General features: G+C 60.3%; 13 protein-coding genes and 2 pseudogenes. 4 read left to right on the forward strand and 11 right to left on the reverse strand.

The window, feature by feature from the left end:
• Window positions 1–178: 178 nt before the first annotated feature.
• From Q7L05_RS06155 to Q7L05_RS06180, 7 genes and pseudogenes are all read right to left on the reverse strand, one after another.
• A complete protein-coding gene (locus Q7L05_RS06155; RefSeq protein WP_303903503.1) occupies window positions 179–1,054 on the reverse strand; it encodes a hypothetical protein in 876 nt (291 codons plus the stop codon).
• Window positions 1,055–1,146: 92 nt separating this feature from the next.
• Window positions 1,147–1,287: pseudogene (locus tag Q7L05_RS17565) on the reverse strand (tetratricopeptide repeat protein); the annotation flags it as partial.
• 312 nt (window positions 1,288–1,599) lie between these two features.
• Entirely contained in the window at window positions 1,600–2,010 is a 411-nt protein-coding gene (locus Q7L05_RS06160; protein WP_303903506.1) for a hypothetical protein, read from the reverse strand.
• A gap of 78 nt (window positions 2,011–2,088) precedes the next feature.
• A complete protein-coding gene (locus tag Q7L05_RS06165; RefSeq protein ID WP_303903508.1) occupies window positions 2,089–3,543 on the reverse strand; it encodes an HD-GYP domain-containing protein in 1,455 nt (484 codons plus the stop codon).
• Window position 3,544: 1 nt separating this feature from the next.
• A complete protein-coding gene (locus Q7L05_RS06170; protein WP_303903510.1) occupies window positions 3,545–5,137 on the reverse strand; it encodes an ASKHA domain-containing protein in 1,593 nt (530 codons plus the stop codon).
• On the reverse strand, window positions 5,125–6,150 hold the full coding sequence (locus Q7L05_RS06175) for a uroporphyrinogen decarboxylase family protein (RefSeq protein WP_303903512.1): 1,026 nt from the start codon (window positions 6,148–6,150) through the stop codon (window positions 5,125–5,127). The genes Q7L05_RS06170 and Q7L05_RS06175 overlap by 13 nt, the downstream gene beginning before the upstream one ends.
• On the reverse strand, window positions 6,147–6,797 hold the full coding sequence (locus Q7L05_RS06180; protein WP_303903514.1) for a cobalamin B12-binding domain-containing protein: 651 nt from the start codon (window positions 6,795–6,797) through the stop codon (window positions 6,147–6,149). The genes Q7L05_RS06175 and Q7L05_RS06180 overlap by 4 nt, the downstream gene beginning before the upstream one ends.
• A gap of 307 nt (window positions 6,798–7,104) precedes the next feature.
• Between Q7L05_RS06180 and Q7L05_RS06185 the strand changes: the two genes are divergently transcribed.
• The gene (locus tag Q7L05_RS06185) at window positions 7,105–7,368 is read left to right on the forward strand and encodes a YkgJ family cysteine cluster protein (protein ID WP_317623099.1); all 264 of its coding nucleotides are present in this window, start codon (window positions 7,105–7,107) and stop codon (window positions 7,366–7,368) included.
• Window positions 7,369–7,425: 57 nt separating this feature from the next.
• On the opposite strand, the gene Q7L05_RS06190 is transcribed toward Q7L05_RS06185, so the two are convergent.
• Window positions 7,426–8,484, reverse strand: coding sequence for an MBL fold metallo-hydrolase (locus Q7L05_RS06190; protein WP_303903519.1), 1,059 nt, complete (start codon window positions 8,482–8,484; stop codon window positions 7,426–7,428).
• Between the two features lie 408 nt (window positions 8,485–8,892).
• Here Q7L05_RS06190 and Q7L05_RS06195 point away from each other — a divergent pair, with 408 nt between their 5' ends.
• Window positions 8,893–9,348, forward strand: a complete 456-nt coding sequence (locus Q7L05_RS06195) for a YaiI/YqxD family protein (RefSeq protein ID WP_303903522.1) — start codon at window positions 8,893–8,895, stop codon at window positions 9,346–9,348.
• Between the two features lie 114 nt (window positions 9,349–9,462).
• On the opposite strand, the gene Q7L05_RS17415 is transcribed toward Q7L05_RS06195, so the two are convergent.
• The 3 genes and pseudogenes from Q7L05_RS17415 to Q7L05_RS06210 all read right to left on the reverse strand — a co-directional run bounded on the left by Q7L05_RS17415 (window position 9,463) and on the right by Q7L05_RS06210 (window position 10,514).
• Window positions 9,463–9,900, reverse strand: a complete 438-nt coding sequence (locus tag Q7L05_RS17415; RefSeq protein ID WP_411293317.1) for a P-type ATPase — start codon at window positions 9,898–9,900, stop codon at window positions 9,463–9,465.
• 3 nt (window positions 9,901–9,903) lie between these two features.
• Window positions 9,904–10,008, reverse strand: a pseudogene (locus tag Q7L05_RS17500) (cation-transporting P-type ATPase); the annotation flags it as partial.
• Between the two features lie 77 nt (window positions 10,009–10,085).
• The gene (locus Q7L05_RS06210; protein ID WP_303903525.1) at window positions 10,086–10,514 is read right to left on the reverse strand and encodes an OsmC family peroxiredoxin; all 429 of its coding nucleotides are present in this window, start codon (window positions 10,512–10,514) and stop codon (window positions 10,086–10,088) included.
• 556 nt (window positions 10,515–11,070) lie between these two features.
• On the opposite strand from Q7L05_RS06210, the gene Q7L05_RS06215 reads away from it, so the two are divergent.
• Window positions 11,071–14,850, forward strand: coding sequence for a nitrate reductase subunit alpha (locus Q7L05_RS06215; protein ID WP_303903527.1), 3,780 nt, complete (start codon window positions 11,071–11,073; stop codon window positions 14,848–14,850).
• Entirely contained in the window at window positions 14,851–16,398 is a 1,548-nt protein-coding gene (gene narH, locus Q7L05_RS06220; protein ID WP_303903530.1) for a nitrate reductase subunit beta, read from the forward strand.
• The last annotated feature ends 180 nt before the right edge of the window (window positions 16,399–16,578 follow it).

Raw genomic sequence — 16,578 nt, forward strand, 5'->3', positions numbered from 1 at the left:
CGGGGCGTATATCACGTTCCGGTGGCGGAGGGCTCGAGCAGCTCTTCCATCTTCGACTGGAGGTCTTGTGTACTGTCTCATGCTTGGCGGTGCTTTCAGCGGGTCGCCCGAAGGGAGCCCCCCAAAAACGCCATGACGGCGTTGTAGCGCTTGACAAGGGACAACCATCGCCCGCGCGCTACGCCTTGTCCTGACGTTTTTGGGGGGCTCTGAAAGTATCGCCAAGCATGAGACAGTACATTAGCCACTCCTGCCAGCGCTGTTTGTACGAATCGAATTCGTCGCCTTCGACCGTATCGAGCCGCTGGTGTGCGGTCAGTAACGCATCGCTGCTATCGGCGATGGACTCCGTGGTGGGGCGGGCCAGGGAGTCACTGCTTTCATGCAGATCATTGACGACTTCGCGCAGGATGTCCTGGTCTTCTTTCGTGGTCTTGTCCCGGTGTTCCTTCAGGGCACGCTCGATCGAGTCGGCCAGCTCACCCATGTGCCTCTCCAGCTCCGCTCCGTAGTGTTCCACACGTTCGGAGGCGTCTTCCTGCAGCGACCGGGAAAAGGTACGCACCTGCTCTGCCATGCTCTTGATGTTGGCATCCAGTTCGCGGGAGGCGTGGTCGAACTGGCTGGAGATCTCCCGGCCGAGAGCACCGACGCTGTTGACGAGGCCATCCAGTGCAGCTCTGGCCCGCAGTTCATCGGCGGTGCGGGCGTAATCCACCCTCCACTGTTCGCCCTGCCGGACCAGGTGGGTCGAAAACGCCAGGTTGTCGCCGGGAGCCTCCGGGTTTGACAGTCGGGTGACGATTTCGGCATCAGCCGTATCGATGACCACCTTTCCCCATGACAGTTCGATATCCGCCCAGTCGTCGCGGGAGAAGCGGTCGTAGCCCTCGATGTCGCTAAGCGTCGAGTAGCCGACGATGCCATCCGCATCACCGTGACTGACGGCTGTCCAAAAGGCTTGCGTGACTTCCTGAGGCGTCTTTGGTCCGCCACATGCGGAAAGCAGCAGTAGCGAGCACATGAGTCCGATAATGCGTATCTTGTTCTTCATCGCTGTTTTCAGATCCGATATCTTTGTCACCGCGTGACTCGAACCCGTTATTGTCAGGGGAGTGATGCCGGGTTCGCGTGCACTACCCGGTTTCAACCTCGTATCAGGCTGGCCCCGCGTGGTACCTCTTTACGCAATTGGCGACAGTTTCCGGGAGGGGGTTGCTGTCCCGGCTCGCGCCCGTGATACCAGATACGGCACTCCCCGGGAGGCGGCTTGTGCCCGGCAGGAATGTTCGGATTTGATCGCGCCCTTGTTCGGCTTCTTTCTTGTTCTCTATCCGACCCGAAGGTGATGCTAACATCCACCTCATCCAGACCTGAATTCGCGCGACCGCTCACATCGGCGGCCGTTATCGCCCCGGAAAATGCGAGCAGGCAGGCAATCGCGCCGATTCTGGTCGTTTTTCGCATAATGCATATCTCCAGAGTTTACCCGCAGTATCTTACGTGAGGAGAAGAGCAGGATCCGTGACCGGATTCGACTTGTCCAGAAGAACACGTTAGGGGCGCTCCGCAGTAGAGGCGCGGCGGTGTAGCTTCGGTTCAGGGCTCGATTCCATGCCCGGCCAGCCAGCGACGGTCCAGCTCCCAGCGGACCGCGTCGATGCCGGGCTGAATGGTGATGACGGCCTTGGCCCGCTGCTGGTGCTTCGCCAAATCCATCTGCGCCTGCTGGAAGGCGGGGCTCTGCACACTCTGCCCAGCCACGGCCGGGTAAAGGATACCGATAATTCGGGCGACCGGGACCTGCGGAGAGCGGGGCGTCGAAACGACAGCAGTGTTTCCCTCCACCCGAAGGACACGAAAGGGGTAGGGATAGGTGGCCAGTTCGGTGTCTTGCGACAGCACATCATTGATGGCCGAGACCTGCGGATCCTCGTAGAGCGCCCAGATCAGCCAGGCGATCCCCACTGCAAGTAAAAACCACGCGTAGATCCTGGTTGCTCGATCCATTCGCTTTATCCGATCTTATGATGTTTTCATGATAACATCCTGACTGCGGGAATCCCGCAAACGCACCCCCACTCCGGATCACACAGAAGGCAGCTTATAGCCTTTTTCCTCGAACAGACCTTGGCAGGCATCCACCGCCAGCGGGTCGTATAAAACCCCTCGCTGTTGCGTCACTTCTTCCAATGCCTTTTCGGTCCCAAAAGCGGGCCGGTAGGGTCGGAAAGATGCGATGGATTCCACTACGTCAGCTACGGTGATAATGCGGGCGCCGGTGATGATCTGGTCGGCCTTGAGCCCCCGGGGATATCCCGAGCCGTTCAGACGTTCGTGGTGCTGCAGCACCATCTCGGCGACCGGCCAGGGAAACTCGATCACTTTCAGGATTTCGTAACCCACCTGAGCGTGGGTCTTGACCAGATCGAACTCGATCAGACCGAGTTTGCCGGGAAAGCTGAGGATTTCGGCCGGGACGTGAATCTTGCCCACATCATGGATGCTCGCGGCAAGGAAAATGCCGTGAACTTCCTCTTCGGGCAGCTCCAGCTCCCGGGCGATGTGGGCGGCGAGGTCGGCCACCCGTCGCTGGTGTCCGGCCGTATAGGGATCGCGCCTCTCTATGGTGGACGCCATCGCTTCCACCGTGGTTTCCATGCTCCTTTCCAACCGTAACAGGAACTGCTTCCGTTGCTCCTCCAGCCGCTCTCGCTCGGTGACATCCTGTACCGCACCGTCCCAAACGATACTGCCGTCCTCCTGTAGCGTAGGCATGGCATTGAACAGAATATGCCGCTCGTTGCCGTCCTGGTCCTGCCAGCGAAAGACTCGATTGACGCGGCCGACCGTCCGGGTGAGCCGGGTGGCCGCCTCGAAATCCTCCCGATCCTCGGGTAGCAGACGGGAGAAAAAGCAGTCCCCATCGGCCAGCAGCTCCGTCGGCGTCACAGCCAGCGTTGCCCGCGATCCTTCGCTCACATAGGCAAACTGAAACGCCCCGTCCGGATAACGCACGAGCTGAAACAGCATCTCCGGCACGTTGTTGGCCATGGCAATAAAGCGATGTTGGGAGGAGAGCCGCGTTAGCGTAGATCTGAACAGGCCCGCCACAGCCAGGTAGAGATTGAGGGTTTTTCGCGACAACGGTTCGGCCTGGCGGTGGCCGATAATCATTACCGCCCCCATCGCCGTGCCCTGGTTCAGGGCCAGGAATGCCAGGGCGTAGTCCTCGCCCAGATTCACCTGCTCGGTAGCCAGGAAACCATTTTCAAACACCTGGCGCATGGTGTGATTGGTGGCCTTGACGAGGTCAGAGCAGGCTGTACCGGCCGCGACGCAATGGTGCAGCACCAATTGCCCGTCGGTCCGGCGGGTAACGAATGCGGCCAGGTCGGCACCGAGAAAATGCACCGCTACCTTTCCCAGTTCGGCCCAGATATCGCGTTCCGATTGCAGCCCCGCGAGATACTGGGCGGTCTTGATGACCGCGTCGAGCTTCTCCTGCCCGTGGGACAGCGGGTGATGGTCCGAGTGAGTCACGTCAATCGTCCTTTATCGGGCGTAGGTAAAGATTTTCAAGGAACAGGTCGTCGAAAGCGGGATAGTATGACAAGTTGATGAGTTTGGGCAGCTTCCGCAGCCGGGACAAGCGCTCGGCTGCTTCCGACGACAGCATCACGTCGGCGCAACCGGCGAGGGCGGTGTTTCCCACGAGCTCAACCCGCTCCGGCGGCACCGGTGGCAACAATCCGACTTCCTGTCCGCTCGTCACATCGAGATAGCGTCCGAAGGCCCCGGCTACGCAGATTCGCCGCAGCTCCTGCGTGTGAATCCCCGCTTCACGGCAGAGGGCAAGCGTGCCCACGGCAATAGCCGCCTTGGCTCGCTGAAAGGCATCGACATCCCGTTTGGTGAGAAGCATTTTCTGTCCGCCCACCGTAAAGGCGTAAGCCTGTTTTTGCATGAAATTCCCCGTAGCGGTAAGAATATTCCCTTCCCGTAAGCGGGCGATCAGGTCCACCAAACCCGAGCCACACACCCCTTTGGCCCGATCATCGCCCAAGAGGTGGAAATCCAGACGTCCTTCTATAGAGGAGACACGGTACACCGCTCCTGGTTCGGCAGGCATACCGAAATCTCCACTGCTCTCGAACGCCGGCCCGCCTGCCGCTGCAGTCACATGCAGCGTGCGACCGTCCCAGAGAGCGACTTCGGAATTGGTGCCGACGTCCACAAACAGGGCCGGTGCAATGCCTTCGGAAAGCCCGGTCGCCACTATTCCTGCCAACAGATCCGAACCCACAAACCCCGCCAGGGGCGCCAATATCTCCATCTCCGCTTCGGGATGGACGGACCATCGTTCGGTCCAGGACGTATAGTCGGCTGGCTGACAGTCGATAAACTCGGTCCAGTTTTCCGGGCGAAGGAGTAGCGCGTAGTTCCGGCCGGTGAACAGGCACAACATCGCCGTATTCCCGACCAGGGTGATCCAGGCGATCCGCCGCAGGTCCAGGCCATGCCGCACAGCGATATCCTGTAGTGCTTCCCCGATCGCATCCGCCACCGCTTCACCCATTTCCTGCGCAGTCTCTTCCGACGCGGCCGCCGCACTGAGACGGGTCAGCACGTCGGCCCCCCACGCTCCCTGGGGATTGCGTCCCCAGCGGTCGGCGAACCAGCGACCTTCGGGCAACTCGAACACCGAAAGACAAATATTGGTGGTGCCCACGTCGATGGCAAGCCCGCAGGGGTGCCTTACATTGGGCAACTCACGGAGGACGTCCGAGCCGGGTATATCGCCCCGCCGCCACAGACCCTCCGGTGTTGCGTGCCAATTGGAGGGGGCTGCCGGGTTCAGCACATCGATCGTCAGATCGTCCAAAGGGTGCATCTGGCAGGCCAGCCGCTCCCCGCGTTCCAGCCGTCGCTCGTGAAGGTGGAATTGCTCGCTCCTGGTCACCGGTCCGCCCGCACCCGACAGCAGGCGCACCCGACACAGTCCGCAGGCCCCGTTACCACGGCATCCGGAGCGCACCCGAAACTCGGTGGACTCCAACAAATCCCGGACCGACGAGCCGGGCTCGAACGAAAGCGAGTGAACTTCGCCGCAGAAATGGATGGTCAGGACTGCCATGGCGGCACCGTGGAGCAGGCGGCGATCATGGCCTCGATGTTCTCCGGTTTCGATTCAGGCGGGATCTCGCAGCCGGAAGAGAGCAGAAACCCGCCCCGTCCGGCAAAGCTGTCGCGGAGCGCCGCCGCGGTCTTGAAGACCTGCTCTGGCGTGGCCTCAACAAAATCCAGCGACTTGAGGTTGCCGTCCAGGCAGGTGTGGGGCAGGCAGCGCTGGGCCTCGGTGGCACTCACGTAGTAATCGAAGTTGGCGATCTCGGCGCCGGCCTCCGCATGCAAAGGCAGAATCGGTGCCGTTGGCCCGGCGATATTGAGCCAGGTGGTGATTGCACCGTTCTGCCGGAAGGCGGAGAGCACCTTTTTCAAGCGGGGCAGCAAAAACTCGCGGAAAAACGCCGCCGGCACTACCGCCGGGGAAGCGGAAGGGTCAAACACCACCGGCACGTGCGCTCCCGCCTGCAACTGTGCCTTGCCGAAGGTAATGATAACGTCCGTTGCGTAGTCCAGCAGCCGCTCGAAGCCGTCCGGATCGTCGGCGGCGAAATAGAGGGCATCCTCGATACCGACCAATTGGGTGGCGAGGGTCATGGGTCCCACCACGCTACCGGCAATCAGCAACCGGTTACCCGCTTCCTGGCGCAATAGCGAAACGGCATGCAACAGTTCCGGCATGCGTCCATCTTGCCGGGGCTCGGGGATCCGCAGCCTTGCCGGGTCATCACCCGGCCTCAACGCGTACTTTGCGACATCCGGGTAAAGTTCATCACGGTAAAGCAGGGTTGAACCGACCGCTTCGGTCTCCACGGACAAATCCATGAAGGCGAATACGGCATCATGCCCGTAGCGGGCCTCGGCGGAGAGCTGACAGCGGGCCAGCAGTGCACCGTCGTGCAGGTAGTCCACCAATTTGATGCCCGCCAGGACCGCTGCATGGCCGAACAGTTGCGGTACCACCGGCAGCCGGTCGGTGGGTTGGAAACGTACTGCCGCCATTACCCTTTCCAGACCGTTCATTGCGCATCCCCCACCAGGTCGTCGAGAAAGCGGGCTCCATCAAAGGCGGTCTCCGCCACATAGTCCACATCCAGCGCTTCCGGCGTCGCCTGCTTCAGCGCCGCGCCGCCTGCGACAATGGTGATGTGTTCGAGACCTCTTGCCGCCAGGGCCGGGCGGACCTTCCGCACCTCGCGGATCACCGACGTGATCAGACCGCTGACCAGGACCGCCCGGGCATTCTCCCGTGCTGCCGCTTCCACCACCGTCTGCACCGGGCAGTCCTTCCCCAGGTCGACCACCCGGTATCCCTTGCCGATTAGCACCATCTTGGTAACGTTCTTGCCGAGGTCGTGGACATCGCCCTCCAGGGTCGCAATGATGAAGGTTGCCTTTCCGGCGGTCGGTGGCTCGCCTCCCGGATACAGCTCGTTGACGACGGCCGAAACCGCCCGTCCCACCAGCATGATCTCCAGAAGATTGAAACCTTCTACCGTACATTTTTCGTCGAGTCTGCTCATGGCCGCCTCGAGGCCCTCAGTCACAATTCGCTCGCGCGGCAGTCCGGAGGCCAGGAGAGCCTGCGTTTCCCTCAGAGCAGAGGTATGGTCGCCATCCAGCAGAGCCGCCATCAGAGGTTTCAGTTCGGGGGCGAGGTCTTCACTCATCGTTGTACAGCCGAAGAAAGCGACGGCACGATACCCCGGGCAAACGGGGCCCCAGGCTATCTCCTGCTTGCCTGTTGCATAGGCTACATGGTCGCCCCATGTCCAAACTCCATCGCGAACGCTCTTTCTCAGCGTAGCAAAACGGAATACCGCACTCTGTCCAGGTGTGTAGGGGATGCTGATGCGAATGGTCCGCCGCCAAGGGGTGGGCCGGCTGCTCGGAAGCAAAATCGACGTGCGCTTTACGCCCAGTAACTCCCCAGGCGGATATCAAATCCGCCGGGGCGTTCTGTGTAATAATGAACGGATGTCTACCTGCGATACTTGTAGAGCCAACTGCTGTCGGCTGCAGGTCCTGCTCATCGATGACAACGATGTGCCCGAGTCGATGACCGATTGGACAGACTGGGGGGGACAGGTCATGTACCGTCGTGATGATGGCTGGTGCACGGCAGTCGACCGCGAGACGATGCGGTGCACCATCTACGCCCGACGCCCGCAGGTCTGTCGCGACTTCGAAATGGGCGGTAGGGAGTGTCTTGAGGAGCGCAATGCGCCCGGGAACGAATGATGGCAGAGTAGTGCGGCGACCCGTTTCTGGTGCATCCCTTCGGGGCGGCAAACGCGTTTACACAGGCGGTATCCACCACATGCTTCCGGGCGCCAGTGCGCGCAGGGCTTCCTCGGATACGCCGTTCGCTTCCCGGGCCCGTGCCAGCTCCTCCAGAGGTTCGCCATAGGCTGTGTCCGCCAGGGGAAAGGTGTCGAAGTGACTCGCCAGGCTGTGGCGGGCGCCGATTTTCCGGTGTGCGCGTACGGCTTCGTCCGGGTTCATGTGCCCATAGGACATGAACCAGCGGGGCTTGTAGTCGCCGATGGGCAGGGCAGCCAGCCGAATCGGTCCGAAGCGTTCACCGGCATCCTCGAAGTAGCGCCCTTCACCCCATCCCGAATCACCGACGAAATAGATATTTCCATCCGGCGTCTTCAATAGAAAGGCCGCCCACAGGGCACGATTGCGATCCAGCAGGCTGCGCGCCGACCAGTGGAACATCGGCGCGAGGCGCAGATGCACCTCGTCCGACAGGGCGACCTCATCTTCCCAGTCGTAGGCTTCCACGCGAAGGTCGGGATGTTCCCGCTGAACGATGGTGTCGTTGCCGAGCGGAACGATCACGCGAGGCTGGTCACGCTTCCATAGGCGATTCAGTGTCGCGAGGTCCAGGTGGTCGTAGTGATTGTGGCTCACCAGTACGATGTCGATCGGCGGGAGGTCATCAAAGGACACGCCGGGTGGTGTGACTCGGCGTGGCCCGATCCGGGAAAACGGACTGGCACGCTCCGACCAGACCGGATCGGTGAGTATGTTGAGGCCGCGGGTCTGGATCAGTAGCGTTGCATGTCCGATGAAGCTGACCCGCAGCTGTTCGCCATCGACGCGCTGCGGAGGGCGATCAGGCGTGACATCGACCGACTGCGGCCACTCCGGCGGCTCGCGTGTAAGACGCCAACGGAGCAGATCCCGGATGCCGATATCACGCGGAGGACCGGCGTTGAAAAACTGCTTGCCGTCGAAATGATCGGATTCGGGACCCTGGTAATAGGACTTTGCACATCCAGTCATCGTCAGCACCAGCCCAAGTACCCATTCCGTGATTTTCTGATCGTGCATGAAATCTCTGCTCATTCTCTTGCTTCGTGCGGCTGGAATTACCCTCAACCAATCCTGTTTCTCAGGGAGGGACCACTAGCATCGGCCGATCGGCTTTGCTTGTTTGTAACTACTCACCCCCTCCGTCATTCCCGCGTAGGCGGGAATCCAGAGAACAAAAGCATGGCCCAAAATGGATCCCCGCCTACGCGGGGATGACGGTTCTTGGCCAGGATGTATTCTGAGATCGACTGCTGGATCCCCGCCTACGCGGGGATGACGGATTTCCGGGGCTGTGGGCGATCACCCGGGCGAGCAGTTACGCTTGTTCATTAGCAGCCTCAGTACTCACCAGGAGTGTCGAATCGCGCACAGGACGATTTGCATTCGATGGCAGGACGGGTTCTTATAGGGTTGCACATGCACTCAACGGAAGTGATGCCAATGAAAATATGGGTAGACGCAGACGCATGTCCCGCAGTCATCAAAGACATTCTGTTCAGAGCATCAGAGCGCACCGGCCTGGAGCTGACGCTGGTAGCCAACCACACCTTACGCATACCACCCTCACCCCTCATTAGTTTTGTTCAAGTCCCATCGGGTTTCGATGTTGCCGACAACGAGATCGTCAACCAACTCGATGCGGGCGACCTGGTGGTTACCGGCGACATTCCTTTGGCGGCCGAGGTGATCGAAAAAGGAGGGCACGCTCTCAATCCGCGTGGCGAAATGTATTCGGCCGACAATATCAAAGAGCGTCTGACCATGAGGGACTTCATGGAGACGCTGCGAGCCACCGGCATCGATACCGGGGGGCCGCCGCCGCTGAGTCAAAGCGATCGGCAATCCTTTGCCAATCATCTGGATCGGTTGTTGACCCACGAAAGCAAGGTCGGCTGACGCAAATGAGGCGCCCGCCAGGGCGCCTCGAATCGATCGACCTCAGTGTAACGTCAGCGTGAAAAGGCCGGGTAATTGGGATCCCATGCCGGCCAGTTCGTTCCAAAACATCCCCTACCAAGTCCAATCGCAGCAAACGCTGTCATTGTGCGGCGCCCGGACATTTCTAGTTTGTATTGACGTGGTTAAGCTCCAAGAACGGGAGACTAACGGCACGGCCTCCTGGATCGACAACCCCTTGAGTCGAATTAGCCGAAGGTCCGCCGGAACCTTGTCCCCTGGTTGAAGCTGGACGATGTCCCCCGGCACCAGTTGGTCCGCAGGCAGTGTGGTCAGGTGGCCGTTACGCAATACCGAGGCATTCGGCGACAGCATGTCACGGATGGCCTCTAGGGCGTTTTCCGCCTTGCCTTCCTGGAGAAAGCCGATGACGGCGTTGACCAGCACCACGCCGGCGATCACCAGCGTATCGGCCCAGTGTCCGAGCAGTGCCGTAATGATTGCAGCTACGATCAACACCTGAATCAGAAGGTTACCGAACTGGGCCAGCAAGCGGGCGACTGGTCCCCGCCTGCGCGGCTGCGGCAGGCGGTTCGGTCCGTATTGCCCGCGCCTGCGATCGGCTTCGTGGGTACTCAGCCCATCCGGAGTGGTCCCCAGCGCACCGAATACTTCATCGGTATCTTTCGAATGTCACTGCGACTTGTTCTGGTCACCGGACATCAGTGAGAAACAGCCTATTGCTCGAGGTGTGCATCGAGGGTGATATCGATGGCCTTCAGCGCTTGGGAAACGGGACAGGTCTGCTTGGCCTTTTCGGCCTCACTCTGAAAGGTCGCTTCGGGAATGTTCGGGACACGTGCCTTGGTGGTGAGCTCGACCCGGGTGATGGCAAAACCGTCGGGTACCTTGTCGAGGTGGACCCGGGCGCTGGTTTCGATCCGTTCGGGTTTGAAACCGGCCTGCTCCAGGGAGAGCGAGAAGGCCTGGGAGAAGCAGCCGGCGTGAGCGGCTCCGATGAGCTCCTCCGGATTGGTTCCTTCCTCTTCCTCGAAACGAGAGGCGGCAGTGTAGCGCCCCTCGAAGCTTCCGCTTTCGGTTTTCAGACGTCCGGCGCCCGCCTTCAGAGTCCCTTCCCACACGGCACTTGCATTTCGGATCGGCATGGTTGGTTCCCAGTTGCTGGAGTTTGTTTCCAGAGCAAAGCATAGAACGGCTCCGCAAAACGAGCGATATCAGGGGGTCAGCCGTGATGGGCTTGCGCTTCTTCTTTTCTGTGCCACGCTGAATAAAAGCATGATCGTAACTGCTCGCCCCGGTTGATCATGCGCGGCATAGGAGATTCGTCCTCCCCGCGCAGGCGGGGATCCATTTCGAGCCATGCCGCTGCTCTCTGGATTCCCGCCTCCGCGGGAATGACGGGGGAGTGAGCAGTTACGCATGATCAAAATAATTGTAGGGAGAGTCGCAGCGGTGCGTACCCGTTCTTCACGAACACCCACGCCGGGAAAACTTCGTCCGTAGCGCTGCAAAAGCCGATTCTTTTAACGGTGGCCTGGCCAGAGTGGCGCGAGGCTATCGACGCTTTTTTCGGTGTCATCACTTTCGTAGTAACCGGACGCAGGCATGATGCCCCGCATCAAGCATCCTTGAGATTCATGGCTGCAAAGCCGTATCAAACTGCAGCGGCTTCGCCACTTACGTTTCCAGGAGGATCGCGGTATGAGTCAAATCCTGAAGCGCCTGACCTACTTCAAGCGCGAGCGGACATCGTTCTCGGGGGAGCATGGAATCCTCACCACAGACGACCGGGCCTGGGAGGACTCCTACCGCCAACGGCAACAGCACGACAAAATCGTGCGCTCCACCCATGGTGTGAACTGCACCGGGGGTTGTAGTTGGAAGATTTACGTCAAGAATGGTCTGGTGACCTGGGAGATCCAGCAGACCGATTACCCCCGCACCCGCCCCGATATGCCCAACCATGAACCACGCGGTTGCCCCCGCGGCGCCAGCTACTCCTGGTATCTCTATAGCGCCAATCGCCTCAAATACCCCTTGATTCGTGGCCGTCTGCTTCGGCTCTGGCGCAAGGCCAGGGAGCAGCACGGGGACCCGGTAACGGCTTGGGGTTCCATCGTTGAGGATCCGGATAAAGGCAAGGAGTACAAGAGCAAGCGCGGCATGGGCGGCTTTGTTCGCGGCGACTGGGAGGAGGTCACCGAGCTGGTTGCCGCCGCCAACGTCTACACCATCAAGAAATATGGTCCGGATAGGGTCGCCGGTTTTTCACCGATTCCGGCCATGTCGATGATCTCCTATGCCGCCGGTACCCGCTACCTCTCACTGATTGGTGGTGTCTGCCTGAGCTTTTATGACTGGTATTGCGATTTGCCGCCCGCGTCACCGCAGACCTGGGGTGAGCAGACCGATGTGCCCGAATCGGCCGATTGGTACAACTCCGCTTTTATCATCATGTGGGGCTCCAACGTTCCGCAGACCCGCTCACCGGATGCCCATTTCATGACCGAGGTGCGCTACCGCGGCACCAAGACGGTGGTGGTTTCTCCAGACTACTCCGAAGGTTCCAAGTTCGCCGACATCTGGTTGCATCCCAAGCAGGGCACCGATGCTGCAGTGGCCATGGCTATGGGCCACGTCATTCTCCGGGAGTGGCACCTGGATGGCACGAGCGAGTACTTCGACAGTTACGTTCGCCAGTACACCGATATGCCAATGCTGGTGAAGCTCGAAAAGCAGAACGGACGTTGGGTTCCCGGACGTTACCTGCGTGCCAGTGATTTTTCCGATGGGCTGGGACAGAAGAACAACCCCGAGTGGAAGACAATTGCTCTCGAAGAGGGCAGCGACGACTTTGTCCTGCCACACGGGAGTATCGGCTTTCGCTGGGGTGAGGATCGGAAGAGAAAGGGCAGGTGGAACCTGGAGCCGAAGGACGCCCGCGACGGCAAGGAGCGCAAACTGCGGCTGACGCTACTGGACAAGCACGACGATGCGGTGCCGGTGGCGTTTCCCTACTTCGGCGGTGGCGAGCAGGCCAGTAAGCACTGGTCGCATACGCAGCACGAGGCGATCCTCGAACGCGTCGTGCCGGTGCGCAAGATCACGTTGGCGGATGGTGAAGAGGCGCTGGTCACCACCGTGTTCGATCTGAGTTGCGCCAACTATGGTCTCGACCGGGGACTGGGGGGCGAGAATGTCGCCGCCGACTTCGACGACGACTTGCCCTATACGCCGGCCTGGCAGGAGCGCATCACCGGTGTACCCCGCGACCGCCTCATCACGGTCGCCCGCCAGTTCGCGGAAAATGCTCACAAGACGCACGGCAAATCCATGGTGATCATCGGCGCGGGGATGAACCACTGGTACCACATGGATATGAACTACCGCGGCGTCATCAACATGCTGATGATGTGCGGCTGTATCGGTCAGAGCGGTGGCGGCTGGGCGCACTACGTCGGTCAGGAGAAGCTTCGCCCGCAGACCGGCTGGCTGCCGCTGGCCTTCGCGCTGGACTGGGCGCGGCCGCCGCGGCAGATGAACTCCACGTCGTTTTTCTACATGCACAGCAGCCAGTGGCGCTATGAGAAACTCAAGATTAGCGAGATTCTCTCGCCGCTGGCCGACCCCGCACAGTTCACCGGCAGTGTGGTGGATTACAATGTGCGCGCCGAGCGCATGGGCTGGCTTCCCAGTGCGCCCCAGCTCTCCCGCAACCCGCTGGAGATTGTGCGTGATGCTACTGCCGCTGGCGTTGATCCCAAGGAGTATGTCGTGCAGGGCCTCAAGGACGGCTCCCTGGGTTTCGCCAGCGAAGACCCGGATGCTCCCAATAACTACCCACGCAATATCTTCATCTGGCGCTCCAATCTGTTGGGGGCCTCCGGTAAGGGGCATGAGTATTTTCTCAAATATTTCATGGGCGCGGAGAGCCAGCATGGCGTCCTGGGCCTGGACCTCGGCAAGGACGAGGGCGAGGTCAAGCCCGAGGAGGTGGTATGGCGAGAGCGGGCCGTCGAAGGCAAGCTGGACCTGATGTGCACGCTGGACTTTCGCATGTCCACCACCTGCCTCTACTCGGATGTGGTATTACCCACCGCCACCTGGTATGAAAAGGACGACCTCAACACCACCGATATGCACCCCTTTATCCATCCCCTTTCCAAGGCGGTGGATCCCGCCTGGGAGTCACGCTCGGACTGGGACATCTACAAAACCATTGCCCGCAAATTCTCCGAGGTGACCCAGGGACATCTGGGCGTCGAGAAGGATATCGTCACCGTACCGATCCTGCACGATTCACCGGGGGAGCTTGCCCAGCCACTGGACGTCAAGGAGTGGAAGAAAGGGGAATGTGAACCGATCCCCGGCAAGACCATGCCCAACCTCGCAGTCATCGAGCGCGATTATCCCAATACCTATCGCAAGTTCACCTCGCTGGGTCCGTTGATGGATACGCTTGGCAATGGCGGAAAGGGGATCACCTGGAAGACCGAAGAGGAGGTGCAGAAGCTCGGGGCACTGAACAAGACCGTCGATATCGAAGGCGTGAGTCAGGGCCGCCCGCGAATCGATAGCCCGATTGATGCCTGCGAAACCATTCTCATGCTGGCACCCGAAACCAACGGTGAAGTGGCCGTCAAGGCCTGGGCGGCGCTGTCGAAGATCACCGGCCGCGACCATACTCATCTTGCCCGTCCCAAGCAGGACGAGAAGATCCGTTTCCGCGACTTGCTCGCCCAGCCGCGCAAGATTATCAGCTCACCCACCTGGAGCGGTCTGGAATCCGAACACGTCTCCTACAACGCCGGCTACACCAATGTGCATGAGCTGATCCCCTGGAGGACCTTGAGCGGTCGCCAGCAGTTCTATCAGGACCATCCCTGGATGCGCGGCTTCGGCGAGGATCTGTGCGTCTACAAACCGCCGGTGGATACCAAGACCATTGCACCGATCAAGGGCCACCACCCCAACGGCAACCCCGAGATCGTCCTCAACTTCATCACCCCGCACCAGAAGTGGGGTATCCACTCCACCTACACCGACAACCTGATCATGCTCACCCTCTCGCGGGGCGGTCCCATTATCTGGATGAGCGAGGTGGATGCGAAGAAGGCCGATATCGAGGACAACGACTGGATCGAGGCCTACAACATCAACGGCGCCATCACCGCACGATCGGTGGTCTCACAACGCATACCCGAGGGTATGGCGATGATGTACCACGCCCAGGAAAAGCTGGTGCATACGCCCGGTTCGGAGATGACCGGACGCCGCGGCGGCATTCACAATTCGGTGACCCGCACCGTGCTCAAGCCCACGCACATGATTGGCGGCTATGCCCAGCTCAGCTGGGGGTTCAACTACTACGGCACTGTCGGCTCCAACCGCGACGAGTTCATCATCGTCCGACGCATGGACAAGGTCGACTGGCTGGCCGGCGCACCGCGCCACATCCTGACCAAAGTGGAGGGCGAATAGATGCGTATCCGCGCGCAGATTGGCAAGGTCCTCAACCTCGACAAATGCATCGGCTGCCACACCTGTTCGATCACCTGCAAGAATGTCTGGACCAGCCGGGAAGGTCAGGAGTATGCGTGGTACAACAACGTCGAGACCAAGCCCGGCGTCGGCTATCCCAAGGACTGGGAAAACCAGGACCGCTGGCGCGGCGGCTGGGTGCGCACCGAAGAGGGTGGAATCCGGCCGCGGCTGGGCGGCAAGTGGCGCGTGATCGGTAACCTGTTCTCCAATCCGGACATGCCCTCCATCCAGGACTACTACGAGCCCTGGGACTACGATTACGAAACCCTGCAGACCGCACCCGAATCCAAAAGCATGCCCCAGGCACGGCCCTACTCCCTGCTCTCCGGACTGATGATGAACAAGGTGGAGTGGGGCCCGAACTGGGAGGAAATTCTCGGCACCGAATTTGCGAAGCGCTCCAAGGATTACAATTTCGATGGCGTGCAAAAGGAGATCTACGGGCAGTTCGAAAACACCTTCATGATGTATCTGCCCCGCCTTTGTGAACACTGCCTCAATCCCTCCTGCGTCGCCTCGTGCCCCTCGGGCGCACTCTATAAACGCGAGGAGGACGGCATCGTTCTCATCGACCAGGAGATGTGCCGGGGCTGGCGGATGTGCGTTACCGGCTGCCCCTACAAGAAGATCTACTACAACTGGAAGTCGGGAAAATCAGAGAAGTGCGTGTTCTGCTTTCCCCGCATCGAGGTGGGCACCCCGACCGTCTGCTCCGAGACCTGCGTGGGCCGCATCCGCTATCTCGGCGTACTGCTGTATGACGCCGACAAGATTGAGGAGGCGGCCAGCGTACCGGATGAAAAGGACCTCTATCAGGCGCAACTGGATTGTTTTCTCGACCCCTTTGATCCGGAAGTGGTCGCGGAGGCACGCCGCCAGGGTATCCCCGATAACTGGATAGAAGGTGCGCAGCGCTCGCCGGTCTACAAGATGGCCATGGAATGGAAGGTTGCCTTTCCGCTGCATCCCGAATATCGCACGCTGCCGATGGTCTGGTACGTCCCGCCGCTGTCACCCATCCAGGCGGCAGCGGATTCCGGCAAGATTGGCAAAAATGGGATCTTCCCCGACGTCGAATCGCTGCGCATCCCCATGCGCTATCTGGCCAACCTGCTCACTGCCGGTGACGAGGCCCCGATTATTCAAGCCCTCGAACGCATGCTGGCCATGCGTGCCTACATGCGCGACAAGCACGTCGAGGGACGTGTGAATACCGAAGTACTGGAGCGCGTGGGGTTGAGCGAAGCGCAGGTGGCGGAGATGTATCGCTATATGGCGCTTGCCGACTACGAGGATCGCTTCGTCATCCCGACCAACAAGCGAGAATATTCGAGCCACATCTATGATGCGATCAGTGAGCGCGGCGGCAGCGGTTTCAATTTCGGCGCGCGCGGCGGCGTCGAAGGCGGTGCCGATGTGTTTGGCGGAAAACCCACCGCACAACGCAAGTACTTCCCGATTCGAATCGAGAACAAACGTGACTAGGGGCGGTTTCATGGATGCACTGCGAAGTACCCCCTGCTGCGTAGGCCCGAATCAATGACGAACCTTCAGCCGTCATTGCGAGCCGTACCCCCTGCTGCGCAGGCCCGAATCAATGACGAACCTTCAGCCGTCATTGCGAGCCGTCCCCGCCGCACGCGGCCCCGAATCGGTGACGAACGT

It is taken from the genome of Thiohalomonas denitrificans (genome assembly GCF_016841685.1).
GTDB lineage: Bacteria > Pseudomonadota > Gammaproteobacteria > Thiohalomonadales > Thiohalomonadaceae > Thiohalomonas > Thiohalomonas denitrificans_A.

Coding starts and splice junctions, on each gene's coding strand:
- Q7L05_RS06155 (WP_303903503.1), bottom strand. CDS start 1,054: ATGAAGAACAAGATACGCATTATCGGACTCATGTGCTCGCTACTGCTG.
- Q7L05_RS06160 (WP_303903506.1), bottom strand. CDS start 2,010: ATGGATCGAGCAACCAGGATCTACGCGTGGTTTTTACTTGCAGTGGGG.
- Q7L05_RS06170 (WP_303903510.1), bottom strand. CDS start 5,137: ATGGCAGTCCTGACCATCCATTTCTGCGGCGAAGTTCACTCGCTTTCG.
- Q7L05_RS06175 (WP_303903512.1), bottom strand. CDS start 6,150: ATGAACGGTCTGGAAAGGGTAATGGCGGCAGTACGTTTCCAACCCACC.
- Q7L05_RS06180 (WP_303903514.1), bottom strand. CDS start 6,797: ATGAGTGAAGACCTCGCCCCCGAACTGAAACCTCTGATGGCGGCTCTG.
- Q7L05_RS06185 (WP_317623099.1), top strand. CDS start 7,105: ATGTCTACCTGCGATACTTGTAGAGCCAACTGCTGTCGGCTGCAGGTC.
- Q7L05_RS06190 (WP_303903519.1), bottom strand. CDS start 8,484: ATGAGCAGAGATTTCATGCACGATCAGAAAATCACGGAATGGGTACTT.
- Q7L05_RS06195 (WP_303903522.1), top strand. CDS start 8,893: ATGAAAATATGGGTAGACGCAGACGCATGTCCCGCAGTCATCAAAGAC.
- Q7L05_RS06210 (WP_303903525.1), bottom strand. CDS start 10,514: ATGCCGATCCGAAATGCAAGTGCCGTGTGGGAAGGGACTCTGAAGGCG.
- Q7L05_RS06215 (WP_303903527.1), top strand. CDS start 11,071: ATGAGTCAAATCCTGAAGCGCCTGACCTACTTCAAGCGCGAGCGGACA.
- narH (WP_303903530.1), top strand. CDS start 14,851: ATGCGTATCCGCGCGCAGATTGGCAAGGTCCTCAACCTCGACAAATGC.